General features: G+C 38.0%; 18 protein-coding genes. 5 read left to right on the forward strand and 13 right to left on the reverse strand.

Annotation, left to right across the window (positions count from 1 at the left end; all coding sequences use genetic code 11):
• Position 1: 1 nt before the first annotated feature.
• The 3 genes from KP710_RS00240 to KP710_RS00250 all read right to left on the reverse strand — a co-directional run bounded on the left by KP710_RS00240 (position 2) and on the right by KP710_RS00250 (position 3,946).
• Complete coding sequence (locus tag KP710_RS00240; RefSeq protein WP_048953616.1) at positions 2-1,417, reverse strand: Fe-S-containing protein; 1,416 nt, start codon at positions 1,415-1,417, stop codon at positions 2-4.
• Positions 1,418-1,513: 96 nt separating this feature from the next.
• Complete coding sequence (locus KP710_RS00245) at positions 1,514-2,035, reverse strand: iron transporter (protein WP_005626197.1); 522 nt, start codon at positions 2,033-2,035, stop codon at positions 1,514-1,516.
• A 27-nt stretch (positions 2,036-2,062) separates the two neighbouring features.
• Positions 2,063-3,946 (reverse strand): FTR1 family iron permease, encoded by a 1,884-nt coding sequence (locus KP710_RS00250; protein ID WP_226385893.1) that lies wholly within the window; start codon positions 3,944-3,946, stop codon positions 2,063-2,065.
• A 203-nt stretch (positions 3,947-4,149) separates the two neighbouring features.
• Here KP710_RS00250 and KP710_RS00255 point away from each other — a divergent pair, with 203 nt between their 5' ends.
• From KP710_RS00255 to qseC, 4 genes are all read left to right on the forward strand, one after another.
• Entirely contained in the window at positions 4,150-5,037 is an 888-nt protein-coding gene (locus KP710_RS00255; RefSeq protein WP_111407881.1) for a Dyp-type peroxidase, read from the forward strand.
• A 131-nt stretch (positions 5,038-5,168) separates the two neighbouring features.
• A complete protein-coding gene (locus tag KP710_RS00260) occupies positions 5,169-5,534 on the forward strand; it encodes a YgiW/YdeI family stress tolerance OB fold protein (RefSeq protein ID WP_005636761.1) in 366 nt (121 codons plus the stop codon).
• Between the two features lie 64 nt (positions 5,535-5,598).
• On the forward strand, positions 5,599-6,261 hold the full coding sequence (locus tag KP710_RS00265) for a response regulator (protein WP_048953620.1): 663 nt from the start codon (positions 5,599-5,601) through the stop codon (positions 6,259-6,261).
• Entirely contained in the window at positions 6,262-7,617 is a 1,356-nt protein-coding gene (gene qseC, locus KP710_RS00270; RefSeq protein WP_111407882.1) for a quorum sensing histidine kinase QseC, read from the forward strand. It begins immediately after the preceding gene.
• Positions 7,618-7,665: 48 nt separating this feature from the next.
• Here the strand turns inward: qseC and KP710_RS00275 are convergent, their stop codons facing one another.
• The 10 genes from KP710_RS00275 to KP710_RS00320 all read right to left on the reverse strand — a co-directional run bounded on the left by KP710_RS00275 (position 7,666) and on the right by KP710_RS00320 (position 18,750).
• Positions 7,666-9,039: a sodium-dependent transporter gene (locus KP710_RS00275; protein ID WP_111407883.1), complete on the reverse strand. Its 1,374-nt coding sequence runs from the start codon at positions 9,037-9,039 to the stop codon at positions 7,666-7,668.
• Between the two features lie 59 nt (positions 9,040-9,098).
• Positions 9,099-9,734 carry an endonuclease III gene (gene nth / locus KP710_RS00280; protein ID WP_005626177.1) on the reverse strand — a complete coding sequence of 212 codons (636 nt, stop codon included), beginning with the start codon at positions 9,732-9,734 and terminating at the stop codon, positions 9,099-9,101.
• A gap of 1 nt (position 9,735) precedes the next feature.
• Positions 9,736-10,434 (reverse strand): electron transport complex subunit E, encoded by a 699-nt coding sequence (locus tag KP710_RS00285; RefSeq protein ID WP_111407884.1) that lies wholly within the window; start codon positions 10,432-10,434, stop codon positions 9,736-9,738.
• A gap of 1 nt (position 10,435) precedes the next feature.
• Complete coding sequence (rsxG, locus tag KP710_RS00290) at positions 10,436-11,059, reverse strand: electron transport complex subunit RsxG (protein WP_005645362.1); 624 nt, start codon at positions 11,057-11,059, stop codon at positions 10,436-10,438.
• Positions 11,059-12,135, reverse strand: coding sequence for an electron transport complex subunit RsxD (rsxD, locus tag KP710_RS00295; RefSeq protein WP_111407885.1), 1,077 nt, complete (start codon positions 12,133-12,135; stop codon positions 11,059-11,061). The genes rsxG and rsxD overlap by 1 nt, the downstream gene beginning before the upstream one ends.
• Before the next feature lie 4 nt (positions 12,136-12,139).
• Positions 12,140-14,509 carry an electron transport complex subunit RsxC gene (gene rsxC / locus KP710_RS00300; protein WP_111407886.1) on the reverse strand — a complete coding sequence of 790 codons (2,370 nt, stop codon included), beginning with the start codon at positions 14,507-14,509 and terminating at the stop codon, positions 12,140-12,142.
• Complete coding sequence (gene rsxB / locus KP710_RS00305) at positions 14,510-15,091, reverse strand: electron transport complex subunit RsxB (protein ID WP_215770823.1); 582 nt, start codon at positions 15,089-15,091, stop codon at positions 14,510-14,512.
• An 87-nt stretch (positions 15,092-15,178) separates the two neighbouring features.
• Positions 15,179-15,757 carry an electron transport complex subunit RsxA gene (gene rsxA, locus KP710_RS00310; protein WP_048953635.1) on the reverse strand — a complete coding sequence of 193 codons (579 nt, stop codon included), beginning with the start codon at positions 15,755-15,757 and terminating at the stop codon, positions 15,179-15,181.
• Between the two features lie 90 nt (positions 15,758-15,847).
• Positions 15,848-17,980: a YccS family putative transporter gene (gene yccS / locus KP710_RS00315; RefSeq protein ID WP_111407888.1), complete on the reverse strand. Its 2,133-nt coding sequence runs from the start codon at positions 17,978-17,980 to the stop codon at positions 15,848-15,850.
• 101 nt (positions 17,981-18,081) lie between these two features.
• Positions 18,082-18,750 (reverse strand): curli polymerization inhibitor CsgI-related protein, encoded by a 669-nt coding sequence (locus tag KP710_RS00320; protein ID WP_215770824.1) that lies wholly within the window; start codon positions 18,748-18,750, stop codon positions 18,082-18,084.
• A gap of 156 nt (positions 18,751-18,906) precedes the next feature.
• Here KP710_RS00320 and ribH point away from each other — a divergent pair, with 156 nt between their 5' ends.
• Positions 18,907-19,380, forward strand: a complete 474-nt coding sequence (gene ribH, locus KP710_RS00325; RefSeq protein ID WP_005628657.1) for a 6,7-dimethyl-8-ribityllumazine synthase — start codon at positions 18,907-18,909, stop codon at positions 19,378-19,380.
• Position 19,381 lies beyond the last annotated feature (1 nt).

A 19,381-nucleotide genomic window follows, 5' to 3' on the forward strand; every position in this document is an offset into this window, starting at 1 on the left:
GTTATTCCCCTTTTGGATTTTCGTTTTTGTTAATACCGAGATAGTTATCGGGATTATCGCGGAATAAATCGAGATTTTTTTCGTTCTCAAAGAAATAAGTATGCCCTTCGTGGCTATATTTATATTCAGTTTTAGTGTTTTTGAGTTTGGCGCCACTAATCGGATCTTGCACTTCAATTTCCACAATCGTACTGAATAGATTTAAGCCATCTTCAAGGCTTTTACGAGAAATCACGATTTCATTGTCAGTTTGTTGCCAATTTTCAATCGGTACAGGGTTGCAACCGCCCGGTTTACCGATAGATGGAATAAAGAGATGCACGCCACAACCAACACAGACTACTTGATTGCCTTGCATGACATAGCCTTGATCGCCGCAGAGTAGGCAAGCATCGAATACTGCCGCCATACTGACTTTATTCGGTTGGCGATTGATAATGAAAAAGCGTACGGCTTTGCCATCATCAGCAATCCAAACAAAGCGGTGAAGTTTACCGTCTTTAAGTGGCTCTAGAGCTAAATGCACTTCATTTTTGTCATTAAGTTGTACTGGAACTGCTTCAGAAAGCTGTGGTGGTTGAGAGGCAACTTTTTCCCAATAAAGTTGGCTTGCAGCAACAAATAAAATACCCAATATGCCCCAGTAAATGGTGCGTTTTGATGTTTGTACGAAGGCTAATTTTTTGCGTTTTTCAATCAGATCTTTTTCGGCTTTAGCTTCTCTTAAACGTTTTGAATGTGTTTGAATGGTAAAAATACACAAAACAGCGAGCATTAACACAACACAAATGATATTGAGCCAAGCGGTGATTTCCCCTGATTTTGCCACAAAACTTAACCGCACTTTGGTGAGTTCAATGAGTTGTAATTTCATTAGGGTAAGCAGTAGTTCTGCTACAATCGGAAGAATTAACGCGATAAAAAGTAAAAAGCTGAGTGCTAAAAGTGCGGTAGATTTTCCTTGTGTTTTTTGTTGCTGTTTAAGTAAGAAATAGAGCCATGCACTTGAGGCTAAACTAAAAATTACGCCAAAAATGACCGCACTTATATTTAAAATAAAATCAGTGTTGATGACATCTGTGTTGGTGAGTGCGGTGATGTTTGGATCTTTCGCCCAAGTTGCTCCCGCGATAAGCATTAATGCAAATTGCCAGAATGCGGCAAGGTTTGATGATTTGCTCCATTGGCTGATTGCAAAAAGTAAAAAGATAATTAAAAAGCCGATGGTTAGAATAAGATTGGTGGTTTGTCCATTAGGAATATTTAGTCGTAGGACAACACCCAAAGCCAAGCCAATAAGGCTTAACCAAATAAGCGTTTTAGGCGAAATATTGCCTTTTTTAATTGCCCAAGATGCACCGAGTAAAAGCGAAATTGGCAAAAGAGCTTGCAAAACAAAAATGAAAAAATAAGTCATAGAAAGCGGATTTTTAAATGGTAGGGTGGGCTTTAGCCCACCGTTTTTTTATGTCTGATTGTTAATTGGTGGGCTGAAGCCCACCCTACAGCACTATTATTTTAAACCAGTAAATTTAAATTCATAATTTACATCAAATGGTTTCCACCAACGACCCACGCCAGTTTCTTCGTCAGTGTGGCGGTGCATACCAGCTTTTGGTGGCGGATCGATATGGTAAGTTAATTTGTAGTTACCCACGCCCATCATTTTGATGTTTGCGCCATAGTGTGGGCCATCGCCAGCAACCATTGGCATGAAGGTACCTTCTTGTTTAGCACCAGTATCGGTATTAACTAAGGTATAGTTGATGGTTAAATAAGGCATCCATTCACCTTCACCAAAACCGTTTTTGTTACCTTTCACTGCATGAATGTCTGCTTCTAAGTGAATGTCAGATTTTGCTGCAGGTAAGCCCATGCCGCGAGGTTCCATATCTACTGGTTTTAAGTAAACCGCTGCAATTTCCATGTCATTCATAGTAACTGCTTCACCGATTGGATATTCTTGGAATGCGTAAGCAGAAGTTGCTGCAAACATTCCTGCTAATAAACTTGCGCTAAGAAGTGCTTTTTTCATAGTTTCTCTCCTGAGATGAGTTTTGAGTTAATTTGAAACCGCTTTTTTGCTTTGATATTTCATAACAAACAAAGCAAAAATAGCAGCAAGAATTAAGATTGCTTGTGGTACAAGGGTTTCCACATAAGGATAAACACCTAACCACGAGATTTCTGGTACACCGTTAATTAATGTCGGTTCAAACAGTTTACCTTCAATAAGTTCAAGTACAGATTTGCCAGCGAATACAAATGCCATTAAATACATAAATGAACCAGTAAACATAAAGAATGGTTTTAATGGCAATTTAACCACGGTGTAACGCATTATAAAGTAGCAAATCGCGAGTAAAATCACCCCGCAAATAAAGCCGGCAAAAAGATAGGCTAAACTAACCGCACTTTTCGCATCGCCAACTAGGGCATAATAGAACAATACGGTTTCTGCGCCTTCACGATATACAGCAAGGAAACTGGTCAGCCATAAGCCGAATAGAGAGCCTGCTGTTAATGCCGTTGATAGTTTACCTTCGAGATAGCGTTTCCAGTTTTGTGCTTCGACTTTAGAAAGCAACCAGTAACTCATACTAAACAACATGAAGACTGCAATAATCATTGTGAAACCTTCAAGCAATTCGCGGTTTTGGCCTGAGTTTTCAAAAATAAGTTGGAATATGAATGCGGTAACGACGCTTGCCCCTAACGCCACATAAACGGATTGGCGAATAAGTGGCAATTTATCGTGATGATTATTTTTTACCATATAAGCCACAATAGCGGCAACAATTAATAATGCCTCTAAGCCTTCACGTAAAATAATAAGCAAGCTATATAAGAACATGGACCAATCACTTTGTTCTCTGCCTTGTAATATTTGAACGGCTTTCGCTAAGTTTTGGCTTAAACCTGTAGCTTGTTCCTGTAATTTGTCGCCATTTCCCGCTTTCATCAGACTGACTAAACGGGTGAAATAACCTTCTAATTCTGCTTTAAAATTGCTATCGCGCGAGCCCACTTTATTTTCCATACCAGAATTTTCAAATACATCAAAGTAAGTGTCTTGTACAGAAAGCATGGCTTTTTTTGCATCGCCTTGTTCATAAAGGGCAATAGCTTGTTGAATACGTTGGTTGATTTCAGTCGTAATTTTTGCCCAATCTTGCTCCGCAACGTTATCTGAAGTTTGCGCTTGTGATTGTGTCGCTTGAGCGTTTTGTTCATCGCGAGTGGTAGGCAAATTAGGAAGCTGCTCTTCAATATCTTGCAAGAGTTGTGTGCTTTGGTAAGCAATTTCTGTCATTTGATCAGGTTGTTCACTCAAACGAATCAAATTATAGAATTGTTGATTGATCGCGGCTGAAATTTCAGAAGAGCGGTTAGTTCTAACCGACATTTCCATTTCAGAGTTTTTGTAGCCGTCATATTGAGCTTGTTGGAATGCTTTTTTAGCATTGGCAAAATCACCGCTTTCATAAGCGGTAATGGCTTGTGCAATAAAATCATCAATGGTTTTGAAACTTTGTTGCCAATAAGGTTTGATGGCTTGATTATCATAAACGCCGTGCTGACTATCAGCATTGAGTTGATGCCCTTCAACAAGAGAAGGTAAAACTTGCTGTAATTCATTTTTTAAACCGTTGATTTTGGCTTGAACCTCATTCATTGGTTTACCTTCGCCAATCATCTTGCGAATCTCACCAAAAGTGGCTTCCATTTGATAGCTTTTTTGCGCTGAAAAATTAATGCGAATCGGACCTTCTAAATTTTCAAATATTTCAAAATAGGCCATTTGTACTTCTGTTTTGGCATCATCAATTTTGTTTTCTTTAAGAAGTTGTTCGGTGTGATTCAAGCGTTGAGTGATGTCATCTACCCATTTTTGATAGTTGTTTGCAAAAACAGATTGAGACAAAAGAAAGAGGAAGGGAATCATTACGTAACGAAAAACGCGAAACATAAGAGTTAATCCTTTAAATGAAATTTATTCTTATTTAGAGGTTATATTAAATAATAAAAAACCGCAATAATGAAATCGTATTTTTGTGATGGAAATCAATTTATGCTGAAATATTTAGGATTTTTATACAGTGTTTTTGTATAATTTGACCGTTTTTTTATTGATGTACGGAGATTTTTATGACTGCGCAAACGGGTATTTTACTTGAATCTTGTAAAGCAGGTGTATTTTTAGAAGCAAATATTACGGATTATTCTGTTGCCTCTAAAGCTATTCATCAATTCCTTGATAGTCTTGAACAGTTACAACAAGCGTATCCTGATGCTCGTCTAGGTGCTGTGCTCGCTTTTGGTGATAGCGCATGGAAAAAGTTAGGTGGTCAAAGTGCGGCAGAGCTTAAACCTTTCGTAACCTTAGGCAAAGGTGATCTATCTGCGCCTAGTACGCAAACTGATCTTTTAGTGCATATTCAATCGTTACGCCCTGATGTTAATTTTTCTGTGGCACAAGCTGCAGTGAATGCTTTTGCTCAAGCTATTGATGTTCAGCAAGAAATTCATGGTTTCCGTTGGGTGGAGGAACGAGATCTCACCGGTTTTATTGACGGAACTGAAAACCCAAAAGATGCAAAGCGAGCAGAAGTTGCCTTAATTTCAAATGGCAATGATAAAGATGGGAGTTATGTGTTTACTCAACGTTATGAACATAATCTCGCTAAATGGGAAAAATTAAATACAGCAAAACAAGAAAATGTGTTTGGACGCACTAAAACGGATAGCGTAGAAATGGAAGACAAGGCGGATACTTCTCATGTTGGTCGTACAGATTTGAAAGAGAATGGCAAGGGATTAAAAATCTTACGTCAAAGCTTACCTTATGGTACAGCGAGCGGTACGCACGGATTATTCTTTATTGCTTACTGTGCAACGCTTTATAACATTGAACAACAGTTGCTTAATATGTTTGGTGAAAAAGACGGAAAAACTGACCGCATTTTAGGTTTCACCAAGGCTGTAACGGGCGCTTATTATTACGCACCATCTATTGAGCAGTTGAATAAACTTTAATTTATGAAAAACCTAAATTAAAAAAATTTAGGTTTTTTTATGTTTCTTAACTTTTTCTTAAGATTTATTTGTTTTAATACACACATCCAAGCAATGGTGCTTGAAATTAACTTAATTAAAAAGGAAACATTATGAAAAAATTTGCATTAGCAACAATCTTCGCATTAGCAACCACTTCTGCATTCGCGGGTTTTAACGGCGGAAATACTCAAGGCGGTTTTCAACAAGCAACCCCTTCAGCAATTAGTGTAAAACAAGCTTTATCTGCAGCAGATAATTCAATGATTACTTTAGTGGGTAATATCACACAACAAATTGATGACGATGAATTCTGGTTTAGCGATGGCACAGGTCAAATCAAAGTAGAAATTGAACGTCACGTTTGGAATGGATTAAATGTAGATCCAAGCGATAAAGTGAAGGTTTACGGTAAACTAGATAACGAAGCATTCGAGAAAGCAGATCTTGAAGTATTACGTATCGAAAAAGTAAAATAATCATTCTTTGAAAATGGCGAGCATTAGCTCGCTGTTTTTGTTTATAAAGAGCGGTCAATTTTTTATGAGAATTTTATTGATAGAAGACGATAATCTAATCGGCAATGGTTTACAGATTGGTTTAACGAAACTAGGTTTTGCTGTGGATTGGTTTACGGATGGAAAAACAGGAATGGATGCCTTAACCTCTGCGCCTTATGATGCGGTTGTGTTAGATTTAACTTTGCCGAAGCTTGATGGATTAGATGTATTGCAACAATGGCGCTCCAAGCATCAAGATGTCCCAGTATTAATTTTGACTGCCCGTGATACCTTAGATGAACGTGTAAAAGGATTGCAAAGTGGAGCGGATGATTATCTTTGCAAGCCTTTTGCTTTGGCTGAAGTTGCAGCGCGCTTGCAAGCGCTTATTCGTCGTCGTTATGGTCATCATCATTCTGTGATTGAGCATGCTGGCGTTAAACTCGATCCAAATCAGCGTTCTGTTTGGTTGAATAATCAACCCATTTCTTTAACAAGCCGTGAATATAAATTACTTGAATTATTTATGCTGAATAAAGATCGCGTACTGTCTCGCGCATCTATTGAAGAAAAATTATCAAGCTGGGATGAAGAAATTAGCAGCGGAGCGTTAGACGTGCATATTTATAATTTGCGTCAGAAATTAGGTAAGCAATTTATTCGAACAGTACACGGCGTTGGATATGCGTTGGGAGTAACCCAATAAATGAAAAACAAACGTTTAAGTTTTCGTCTTATTTCTGTTCTTTCTTTCACCGCACTTTTTGTGTGGGGCGTATCTACTGCTGTCGCATGGTGGCAGGTGCGTAGTGAAGTGAATGATGTTTTCGATGCCCAACAAATCCTTTTTGCTGAACGCCTTGCCAATTCAGATCTTAGTCATATTCTGTTAGAGCATGTGGAAGATATTAATAAAATCCAGCCACATTCGTTCAAGAAAAACTATGATGATGACGCATTAGCTTTTGCTATTTTTTCTAAGGATGGCAAACGTTTATTAACAGATGGACGTAATGGCGATAATTTTGTGTTTGATAATGAAATTGGATTTGCGAAAGGCTATATGCTGAATGATGACGATGAATGGCGTATTTTCTGGCAGCCTGTAGCAAATGGAAATTTGATTATTGCCGTTGGGCAAGAGCTTGATTATCGAGAAGATCTAATTGAGGAAATGATCTTTGGGCAAATGTGGATTTGGTTTGCAAGTTTGCCTATTTTGATCATCGTTTTAGGATGGTTGATTCATAAAGAACTTCGACCGATTAAACGTTTAAGCCAAGAAGTTCAAACGAGAAAATCTGGTGATGTGTCATTGTTGAATACAGAGGGCTTACCTGTTGAGATTTTACCCTTAGTAAAAAATTTAAATCAATTTTTTGACCGCACTTCGGCTATGCTACAACGTGAACGCCGTTTTACCTCTGATGCCGCCCATGAATTGCGTAGTCCATTGGCGGCATTGCGTATTCAAACTGAAGTTGCTCAACTGGCGGGTGATGATGGGGAATTGCGAGAACAAGCACTTTTGCATTTAACACAAGGGATTGATCGTGCATCGCAGTTAATTGAGCAACTTTTGACGCTTTCAAAACTGGATAATTTACAAGAATTGGAAGAATTACAGCCTATTGATTGGGAAGGCATCATTCAATCGCTGATTGCTGAGCGCTATTTTGTGGCAGAAAAACGTAAAATTACCTTGGCTTTTGAGAAAGAATCTGAACCAAAGCAGAAACAAGGGCAACCAATTTTAGTTTCATTGATGCTTAGAAATTTACTAGATAATGCCATTAAATATTGCCCAGAAGACACAACTGTTTCAGTGAAAATCGCATCTTCTCAGATTATTATTGAAGATAATGGTGGTGGTGTTGACTCTGAAGATTTGAAAAAACTTGGTCAGCGTTTTTATCGCCCAGCTGGGCAAAATGAAAAGGGTAGTGGCTTGGGGCTTTCTATTGTCATGCGAATTGCGGAATTACATGGATTCAAAGTGCGGTTAGAAAATGTTTTAAAAGAAGGGCAGCGAATTGGCTTAAAGGCTCAAATATTTTTATAGACATGTCCTTTAAAAAATAAAACCGAGTAAAGACTCGGTTTTTCTTTTTTAAAATAGGTTGCTGATAAAGATGACTAAAATAATCACTGGCACAACGAATTTCACATAGTTAAACCAGATTTTAGTGAATGTTGAGTTAGGTGTTGGAGAAAGTTCTTTTTTCGCTTCATCTTTTAACACAAAACCAACAAAAATAGCACAACCAAGTGCGGTCAGCATAAAGAGAATATTTCCACTGACATAATCATAGAAATCAAAAATGCTTTTGCCGAAAATGGTGACATCTTTCCATACATTATCCCCTAAAATTGCTGGAATATTACCTAAGACAAAAATACCACCAAGGGTTAAGACAATCGCTTTGCCACGGCGCATTCTGAGCTTTTCTTGTAATGCGGTAATGATTACTTCATAAATTGTGATAGAAGTAGTTAGCGCAGCTATTAATAATAAGCCGAAGAAAATAATTGCAAAGAATTTACCCGCCCATAAGTGAGAGAATACGATAGGTAAACTTTGGAATACTAAAGTTGGGCCTGCATTTGGTTCAATCCCAAAGGTGAAAAGTGATGGGAAGATCATAAAGCCCGCAAGTACGGCAATAATTGTATTGGTAAAACCAGTAATAACTGCAGTTTGTATTAAGTCTTCTTCTTTATTTAAGTAGCTTGAAAGCGTAATTAATACGCCAAAACCAAGGCTTAATGCGAAGAATACTTGACCTAAAACAAAGATAAATAATTGTGGTGTAATTTTGCTGAAATCTGGCTTCAAATAAAATGTAATTCCTTCCATTGCACCTGGTAATGTTACGTTGCGAATAACCATTCCAATGAGGAAGATGAATAGCAATGGCATTAAATATTTTACAGAACGCTCAATCCCACCAATGATCCCTTTAGCTAAAATAATGTAATTCACCACAACAAATAAGAAGGTGTACAGTATAATTTCATAAGGGCTATTGCCGATATGCAGCTCGTAGAAATCTTTGGCGACATCTTTAGTAATAGGTGTTGAGATATCTAAGGTACCGCTGATTAGGCTAATGACATAAGAAATAACCCAGCCACCAAGCACCATATAATACGCCATGATACCGAATGAACCAAGTAAGCCCATGTAGCCAAGGATTTTCCAATATTTGGAAATGCCTTTTCCTTTATCCAGAATTTTATCGCCAAAGGCATCAATGGAATTTACACGTAATCGACGACCGATCACGTTTTCAACGAGAATCATCGGAATACCGATTACGATCATTGCGATACAGAAAAGTAGAACGTAGGCTCCGCCACCATTTTCGCCCACAAGGTAAGGGAAGCGCCAAGTAGCGCCGAAACCGACAGTTGCGCCTGCGACAGTCATGACATAAGTGAGTCGGCTAGACCAAGTTTGTCGCTGTTTATTATTTGTTGTCATTTGTTTTCCTATTTTTAATAAAAAGTGCGGTAAATAATTAGAGTGTTTTATCGCAAAAATTAAAACTCAATTTTTTCTTTATATTCACACAGATCTTCAATAATGCATGAGCCACAACGAGGTTTCCGTGCGATACAAGTGTAGCGCCCGTGTAAAATTAACCAATGGTGAACATCCACTTTAAATTCATCAGGTACGACTTTAAGTAGTTTTTCTTCCACTTTTACAACGTCTTTACCTGGTGCAAAATTAGTTCGATTGCATACACGGAAAATATGGGTATCCACTGCAATAGTTGGGTGACCAAATGCCGTATTTAGTACAACATTGGCTGTTTTTCTACCCACTCCTGCTAATGCCTCTAAGGCTTCGCGATTTTCAGGCACTTCACCGTTGTGCTTTTCAATTAAATCACGGCAGGTTTTGATAATATTTTCCGCTTTGCTATTAAAAAGTCCGATAGTTTTAATATAGCTTTTTAAACCATCTAATCCTAAATCTAAAATTGCTTGTGGCGTGTTTGCAACAGGGAATAGTTTTTCTGTCGCTTTATTCACACCTTTATCGGTTGCTTGTGCCGATAGAATTACCGCAATTAATAATTCGAAAGGCGAATTATACTGTAATTCTGTGGTCGGGTGGGGATTTTGATCTCTTAATCGGGTTAATATTTCGATTCTTTTTAATTTATTCATCTTATTTATCAATTCGATTTTTTATTGCAAGGAGCAAGCCTAATCCTATAAATGCGCCTGGTGGCAGAATGAAAAGTAAAAAGCTACTGTCTGTATGGTAAATATGGAGCGTTAAAAATTGAGCTTGTTCGCCAAATAGATTTTCGATGCCGTCAAAAACCGTACCTTGTCCAATGATTTCACGCAATGCACCAAGTACTGTCAAGCTAAGTGCCATCCCTAATCCCATTGAGAAACCATCCCAAACGGAATGGAGTAAGCTGTTTTTTGAGGCGAACGCTTCTGCTCGACCAATCACAATACAGTTGGTAACGATGAGTGGAATAAAAATCCCAAGTGATTGATAAAGCGTATAGGTATAAGCATTCATTAAAAGTTGAACGACAGTTACTGTTGTCGCAATAATCATCACGTAGATTGGAATGCGGATTTCATTCGGAATATATTTACGGAAAAGCGAAATAACCGTATTTGTGCAAGTGAGAACAAGCATTGTCGCTAAACCTAAACCCAGTGCATTGGTGGCGGTGCTAGACACCGCTAAAAGCGGACAAAGCCCGAGAAGTTGAACAACCGCTGGATTATTTTTCCAAATTCCTTGAGTAAAGATTTCTTTCCACATGGACTTTTGTTGATTCTCAACCGCACTTTCTATTTTTTCTTCTTCAAGTGCGGTATTTTTTTCAGTTAAATCTGTCATATTATTTCACTTGTGTTGAAAGCTGTTGTAACAAGGCTTGGTTATTTAGCATGATTAATGCTGAGCGTTTAGTTTGATTCACCACTGCGCGAGGTGTAATGGTTGCACCAGAAAATTGATCAAATTTCCCACCATCTTTTTTTACCGCCCATTCGCTTAAATTATGCTCATTAATCGATTGATGAGTGAAATTTAGAATCCAGTTGGAAATACGAAGTTCAATTTTATCGCCTAAGCCTGGGGTTTCATGGTGTTCGATTACTCGTACACCTAATATTTCACCTTTCGGATCTAATCCCACAAGCAAGCGAATATCGCCAGAATAGCCATCAGGTGCAGTGGTTTCATAGGCATAGGCAGAAACATTTCCATCTTTTTTCGCAAAATAAATTTTCTGAATGCCCTCCAAATTTTTATCTTGAGGAATAACCGCACTTTCTAGCAAATTATTATTGAAATAATCTTGTGGAATGACCTGTAAAAGTAATTCTCGTTGTTGTGCCGCCATCACCGCGTCAATTTTATCTTTTGTTAGGAAAAAAATACCCGCAGAAATTGCTGTGCAGAGTAGGGCGACAAAGCCTAACAATATTCCGTAACGCGATGTGATTTTTACTGTGCCCATTATTTTTTCCCTTTTGTTGGATAACCAGATACTCGAGGACGCGTGTAATGATCGATAAGTGGAACGCAAATATTACTTAATAAAATTGCGAATGCTACACCATCTGGAAAGTTTCCGTGATAGCGAATGAGATAGACAAATAACCCCACTAATGCGCCAAAAATAATTTTTCCTCGTGGTGTAATGGAGGCTGTGACAGGATCTGTCGCAATAAAAAATGCGCCAAACATCATTGCGCCACTAACGAGTTGGCTAATCGCACTTAAATGCGTGAATCCAGTAAAAGCGGTCGCTGTGGCTAAACAGAAAAAGGTGACAAGCATCGCCACTGGAATTTGCCAATGAATGACACGTTTTAAAATAAGGAAAATTCCGCCCGCTAAGAAAGCCACGTTGACTTGCCACCATCCTTGAGCGAAATCGGTTCCATTACCCATAAAAATAGGCAGTTTAATTAACTCATAAAAATCATTTAATTGAGTGTGACTTTTATAGAAAATTTTTGCGCTATCCAAGGGCGTTGCTTGGGTGATGCCATCAATGTTATGTGTAAGTTGTGAAAGAGTAAATCCATCAGTGGTTAAACCTGAAAATATTAATGAAAACGCATCTGACAAAGTCGGGGGTTCCTGTAATAAATTAATTGGTGGCATCCAAGTTGTCATTTGTAACGGAAATGAAATTAGAAGAATTACATAGCCAATCATTGCTGGATTGAATGGATTTTGTCCTAAGCCACCATAAACCTGTTTACCTAATAAAACTGCACAAAGTGTTCCAATGATGATGATCCAATAAGGTGCATAAGGTGGAATAGCCATCGCCAAAATTAAAGCAGTCAGGGATACGCTGAAATCTGAAAGGTAATTTAACGGCTTTTTACCACGTAATTTTATTGCAATAAACTCAGCGATGATAGCTGTACCAATGGCTAATACAGATTGAAGCACCACGCCAAATCCAAAATAATAAATTTGAGTGAAAAAAGCTGGCATCATTGCCAACGTTACCCAAAGCATAATACGCGCTGTGAGTTTCCCCGAATGAGTATGAGGAGAGCTAACCATTTTAAACATTATTTTATTCCTGATTATTTTCTAATGTTGCTTGTGTTTTCGCCAATTTCTTTGCTTTTGCTCGAGCAATTGCTGCAGCTACCGCTGCTTTTTTCGGATTAAGTACAGTTGAATTTTCTTCTGTCTTTTCTACCGTACTTTCTATGGCTTGAGTGCTTGGAACTGATTCTGTGGTTCCCGCTTGTGCAAGTTTTTTTGCTTTTGCACGAGCAATAGCAGCGGCTACCGCTGCTTTTTTCGGGTCAAGTGTGGTTGAATTTTCTTCTGTTTTTTCTATCGCACTTTCTACGGCTAGAGTGCTTTGAACTGATTCTGTGGTTCCCGCTTGTGCAAGTTTTTTTGCTTTTGCTCGAGCAATCGCAGCGGCTACCGCCACTTTTTTCGGATCAAGTTCGGTTGAATTTTCTTCTGTTTTTTCTACCGCACTTTCTACGGTTTGAGTATTTGAGACTGATTCATCGGTTTCATTTGCTTGTGCAAGTTTTTTCGCTTTTGCTCGGGCAATCGCAGCGACTACCGCCGCTTTTTTCGGATCAAGTGCGGTTGAATTGTCGTCTATTTTTTCTACCGCATTTTCTACGGTTTGAATATTTGAGACTGATTCAGCGGTTTCATTTGCTTGTGCAAGTTTTTTTGCTTTTGCTCGAGCAAGTGCGGCAGCAACTGCTGCTTTTTTCGCATCGGTTGGTTGAGTTTGTTGTTCTTGGTTTTCGACTTGAGATTTCGCTTGCTGACGAGCCAGACGACGAGCTTTACGTTGTGCCATTAAATCAGCGTTATCAGGTAAAACTTCCCCTTTTTCTGAGGTAATCGTTTTAACTTGTACTGATTCTGTTTCATTAGATTTTTTCGCTTTCAAGCGTTCTAGCGCCGCTTTAACAGGATCTTCACCTTTGGTTTGCGCTAATTCTTCTCGACGTGCTTCTGCTGCACGTTGTGAACGTGCTTTACGCTCTTGTTCTTCACGTTCCATTCGCGCTTGTTTCGCTTCAAAGCGAATTTTAGCTTCATCTGATTTTTTCTGTTTTTCTTTTATTTGCCAAATTTTTGCTTTTTCTTGGCGGAAGTACTGAATCAGCGGAATATGGCTTGGGCATACGTAAGCGCAAATCCCGCACTCGATACAATCTTTGAGGGCGTATTCTTCCGATTTTTTGTGATCTTCACTACGAGCAAACCAGTAGAGTTGCTGTGGCATCAAGTTGACTGGGCAGGCATCAGAACAGCTAGAACAGCGAATACAAGCTTGTTCAGGCTCTGGTTCTGCATATTCAAAATAGTCTGGTGCAAGCAAGCAGTTGACAATTTTTGTCACCGGTGCATTGAGGTTGGAAAGTTCCAATCCCATCATCGGGCCACCCGCAAACACTGGATAACGTTCATCAAATCGATAGCCCGCATGCGTCAATACTTGAGAAATTGGTGTACCAAGTCGGACCCAATAATTACCTTTTTCAGGAATTTTATCACCTGTAAGGGTGACGACACGTTCGATTAAAGGTTCGTCATTTATCACCGCTCTTTTAATTGCAAAGGCTGTACCAACATTATGCATCAGTACGCCAATACTAGAAGAACGTGCACCACTAGGTACTTCCATTCCTGTAAGCAGATAAATAAGCTGTTTTGCAGCACCCGAAGGATATTTTGTTGGAATCACTCGAATGCTAATGTCATTTGCTCCCTGTAGCGCTTTGCGGATTGCCTCTATTGCTTCAGGTTTGTTATCTTCAATGGCGATGACTACATTTTCAGGTCGTAGGATATAACGCAAAATACGAATGCCTTCTATGATTTCATCGGCGCGTTCACGCATAAGACGATCATCACAAGTAATATAAGGCTCACATTCAGCACCATTGATAATTAAAAGTTTGACTTTTTTCTCTGCTGATTGAATTTTAGCGGCCGTCGGAAATACTGCACCGCCCAAGCCAGCTATACCAGCTTGATAGATTTTGTTAATGAGTTGTTCTGGCGAGAGTGTTAAAAAATCATCAATAGGATTACGCTCTAGCCATTGATCTAAGCCATCCGCTTGCAAATGAATTGCAGGTTCATCAAGACCAGACGGATGCGCGGCAACATAAGGTTTAATTGATTTAATTGTGCCTGAAGTTGGCGCATGAACGGGTAGCATACGCAAGCCATCGCCTTGCGTTAAAGCTTGACCTTTTAATACGTAATCGCCTTCCTTTACTAAAAGGTGACCTGTTGTTCCTGCGTGCTGTTTAAGAGGAATATAAAAATCTGTGACTAAAGGGTGATGACGTAATGGTTGTGTATTAGATTGTGATTTCATTTCAGGTGGATGAATGCCACCTTTGAAATCCCATAATTTACCGGAATTGAAACGAGATAATACGTCCGCCATTTATTCCCCCACAACCAATTTTTTTTCAGTACCATTTACATTTATTACTGGAATGACTAATTTTGCATCAAACTTCCAATCCCAATTATCGATATTTTTTTTCACGGGAATCATTGATATACAATATGTCGGGCAGGGCGCTACGCAAAGTTCACAACCTGTACAGAGATCTGGAATAATCGTATGCATGAATTTATTTGTACCAATAATGGCATCAACAGGGCAGGCTTGAATGCATTTTGTGCAGCCAATACACATATTTTCATCAATAAAAGCGACTTTCTCGATAGGTTCTTCTACGCCGTCCATAGCTGGCACATCAACACCTAAAATCTCTGCGATTTTTACGATAGTAGGTTGACCTCCAGGAATACATTTTGTGATGTCATCTCCATTGCAAATAGCTTCAGCGTATGGTTTGCATCCAGGATAACCACATTGTCCACATTGGCTTTGTGGCAAAATAGCGTCGATTTTTTCCACAATGGGATCGGCTTCAACTTTGAGTTTAAGTGAAGCAAAGCCTAAAATCGCACCGAAAATTAAAGCGAGTAAAGTGATTATGATGAATAGAAGGGGCATTATTTCTTTCTTTTTCCTGAAAAATACTGAGAGAACCCAATAAATAAAATCAAAATGGTAATAGCCATTAAAAGATAGATCATTTTATTACTTCACTAGTCCTGTGAATCCCATAAAAGCAAGAGACATTAAACCAGCTGTGATAAGTGCGATAGATGAACCTTTAAAAGTTAAAGGGACATCGGCCGCTACAAGACGTTCACGAAGCGCAGCAAAAAGCACTAATACAAGTGCAAACCCAAGAGATGCACCAAAACCATAAACGACAGATTCCGTTAAATTATGAGCAAGATTTACATTTAATAATGCGACACCGAGAACTGCACAGTTTGTGGTTATCAAAGGCAAGAAAATTCCAAGTAAACGATATAGCGTTGGACTAGTTTTATTTATTACCATTTCGGTAAATTGTACCACTACGGCAATAACCAAAATAAATACTAATGTACGCAAAAAAGTAGCATTCAAGGGAACAAGAATATAATGATCAACTAAATATGCGCAAAGGGAGGCGACGGTTAATACAAACATTGTTGCTAGTCCCATACCTACTGCGGTTTCAATTTTCTTTGATACCCCCATAAACGGGCATAGTCCTAAGAACTTTACAAGTACAAAGTTGTTAATTAATGCAGTACCGATAATCAATAAAATATAATTTGTCATTTTTCTTTGCCTTTTATGTAGGGAAGTATTATCGCTATTTATGAATTGAAGAACAATAGGTATTTTTAAATGCGATAACCCTACTATTTATCAGTATTCTTTGTGAAAATAACCATAAAAAGCGGGCAATAATTGTGTGATTAAATTTAGTTGCTGATAAGGCAAGCTAAATGCTGTGCGCTCTTGTTCTGTCATTTCTTGTTTCTCTAACTCCTTTAGGTGGGTTTCAATGTTTTTTTGGAGTTTAGCAAATATATCTGGCGGTATTTTTTCGATATTTTCAAGAGAATAAATAATTTTTTTGGCAACAGGATAGAAACCAGATAAAAATTGTGTAGTTTGTTGTAGAGTATTCATTTTTTCACGATAGGAACCTAGCGCAGAAATATAACTTAATAAGGAATAATTCAGTTTAAGTAAATCAAACCCTTGTTGTAAAAATGCTTTGTATTTTTCAGGTTCATTATTCATGTTTGAAAGCGTTGTACTAAGTGCTGCTGCATATTGATGTGCATTACGACGAGCAATGCGATACTTTAGATCATCACTTTTACCAAATTGTAGTTGACTAATAATATGTAAAAGATAAGTTGCATCACTTTGAACCGCTTTATGGCTAACTTTATCTAATTGTAAATATTTCCAATCAGGCCATAAATAAGAAACAGCAAACCATGAGATAGCCGAACCTAGTAATGTATCAAACAAACGAGGCATGAGTGCAGCTGAAGTATTAAAACCCATAACATCAAAGCTTAACAAGACCTGTAATGTGATAAAAAAGGTAGAGAAGCTGTAATTATTACTGCGAAAGAAGAAAAATAGTGTACTAGTAAGGACTACAAGACCCAGCTTAAGTTCTAAGGTTGGATTAAAATAGGGTAAAAGCGATCCTATTACCACGCCAAGAAAAGTGCCGATAATCCGCTGGCGTAAACGTGTTTTGGTGGCAGAATAGTTTGGTTGGCAGACAAAGACAGCGGTGAGTAAAATCCAATAACCAAGATTAAATTGGAAAAACTCTACGATGACACAGCATAAAAAAACCACTATCGATAAACGTATTGCATGGCGGAAGAGTTGAGATTCAAAGGTAAAGTGGCTAAAAATTGCAGTAGAGATATTTTTTAAGCCTGTAATTTGATCCGTATGAATTCTTGCTAAATGATCAGCATCATCTGTTTCTTGAGTAAGTTGTCGAAGTTGCCAGTTAATACTTTGCAAGTTGTCTAGTAGGGTCTGAATCTCAATAAGCTGATCTTTATCGTGGATGTGTTGTTCTCGATATAGCTGGAATGAGTGCAATGTCCCCGATAGTGCGCGCTCAACTCGTTCATTGAATTGATAGTTTTTATTTTGGCGTAAACTCGTTGTTACTTCTCGGCAAGATTGTGCTTGTAATTCTAGTAAGCGCTGAATACGAAAAATTAAGTCTGTATTTTTTAGTTTTTCAGTAATTTGCTGATAATCAAAATGAGTAGAATTTACACGTTCATGGATATCTTGCGCAGCAAAATAATAGCGGAGCATTCGTTGTGTGCGAGGATGTCGATGTTGACCACGAATACGATAGAATAGTGCTGTACGAACAATATTAAATGCAGAAACTACATTTGCATTTTTCATAGCGAAATTAAGATGTTTTTTTTCTATTTCATTTATTTCATCGGGATCAAAAAAATAAGATTTGGCATCTAAGTAATCACCTAGCGCACAGAAAGCTTTAGCAACACTTTCTTGTACGGGACGATTTGGAAAGAATAAATAGACAATGAGTGTTATTACACTATAAAGTAGCGTACCACATAGAATCATGACAGGGTTGATAAACCATTCATGTATTTCAGGTGTATAGGTTAGTGTAGTATAAAGTGCCACAACTAGTGTACCAAATGCAATGGTACTATAGCGTTGCCCAACAGCACCTATCATAGTAAAAATAAATGTAAGCGCAGTCATCAAGGCAATATATTGTATTGGCTTGCCGATATTTAATTGGACAATAAAGGATGAAATAGAGAAAGCTATCAATGTATAAAAGACATTTTTTAAACGCCCAGTTAAACGATTGTCTAAATCAACTAACCCTCCTGCAATAATACCTAGAATTAAAGGCATAGACTGTTGAGAGATATTAAATGCCCATACGCTAATTGCGGCAATATTTACAGCAATAAAAATAGGAATGGCAGCAATCACTTTAGCATTTAACCAGTTGTTCATTATTCATCCTTATTACAATAGAAAAAGTGAGCAGCAAGGCTCACTTTTATTATCTATATAAGCGTACTCAAACATCAAAGCTTTTTGAACGAGATGATGCGTTAATTGTGGGATTTTGCCCAGTTTAAGAAACGTATTTGAGTTTCCTTATCTGCTTGTTGGAACCAGTATTGAAGTTGCTGTTCTGCAACATTCTCACCTTGAACAACAACTTTCCCTTTGTTTATTTTAGCATTGCTTGCAGAAGCAATTGGCATTGTGGTTGGTATTGCTGCAGTCGAAAATGCTGCAACAGATGCGATTGCACCTGAGGAATTATATGTAGAAAGATCGTTTACCACGTTTGCACTAGGGAATAAACCCTCTTGTTTTAAAACATCCACTTTCGCTGCAATAGTATTACCTGATTTGCTAGTAATATTAATTGTTGGTGTACTATTAAATTTTTCACCTTCGGAGCGGCTACGGATTGAAGGTGCAGAGATAGTAATATCTTCTGGGGAACCTTTGAATGTAACAATGATAGGACTAGATTCAAATAAAGATTGATTAGAACCTGAACCAATAATATCACCTAAACGAACAACCACTTGATGTGTTTCAGTATCATTGATGTTAAACGATTTTGTTTCTTTTAATAATGCTTTTGATGCTTTTTGTCCATCAATGGCTAAAAACTCAAGATTAGATGACGTTGAAACCATTCCAGCAAAGCTCGTTGAGCTAGCACATAATACTGCTAGGCTTAATGCAATAGTGCGTAATTTCATAATTGCTCCTTTTAATAGATGAAAATGATAACAACGTCTATGCTATGCTAAATTCACTAAAATGAAAATAAAAAAGTGTGGTTGGTTTTAAAAAAGTTTTTTTATGCTAGAATTCTCTACCAAATTAACGATAGCGATTTTTTAATAGGAAAAAATATGAAAGTTTTAGAAGGCTCAGTCGCAGCACCTAATGCAAAAGTTGCAGTAGCAATTGCTCGTTTTAACAGTTTTATTAATGAAAGTTTATTAGAAGGCGCAATTGATGCATTAAAACGTATCGGCCAAGTGAAAGATGAAAATATCACTATCGTGCGTGCTCCAGGTGCGTATGAGTTGCCATTAGTTGCTCGTCGTTTAGCTGAAAGTAAAAAATTTGATGCGATTGTGGCATTAGGTACAGTTATCCGTGGTGGTACTGCGCACTTTGAATATGTAGCAGGCGAAGCAAGCAGCGGTTTAGGAAAAGTTGCAATGGATGCTGAAATCCCCGTCGCTTTTGGTGTATTAACCACAGAAAATATTGAACAAGCAATTGAACGTGCTGGTACTAAAGCAGGAAATAAAGGTGCAGAAGCAGCCTTAACCGCACTTGAAATGGTTAATCTTATTCAACAAATTGATGCGGCATAAA

The sequence above is a fragment of the Haemophilus sp. SZY H35 genome (assembly GCF_018829705.1).
Classification (GTDB): domain Bacteria; phylum Pseudomonadota; class Gammaproteobacteria; order Enterobacterales; family Pasteurellaceae; genus Haemophilus; species Haemophilus haemolyticus_K.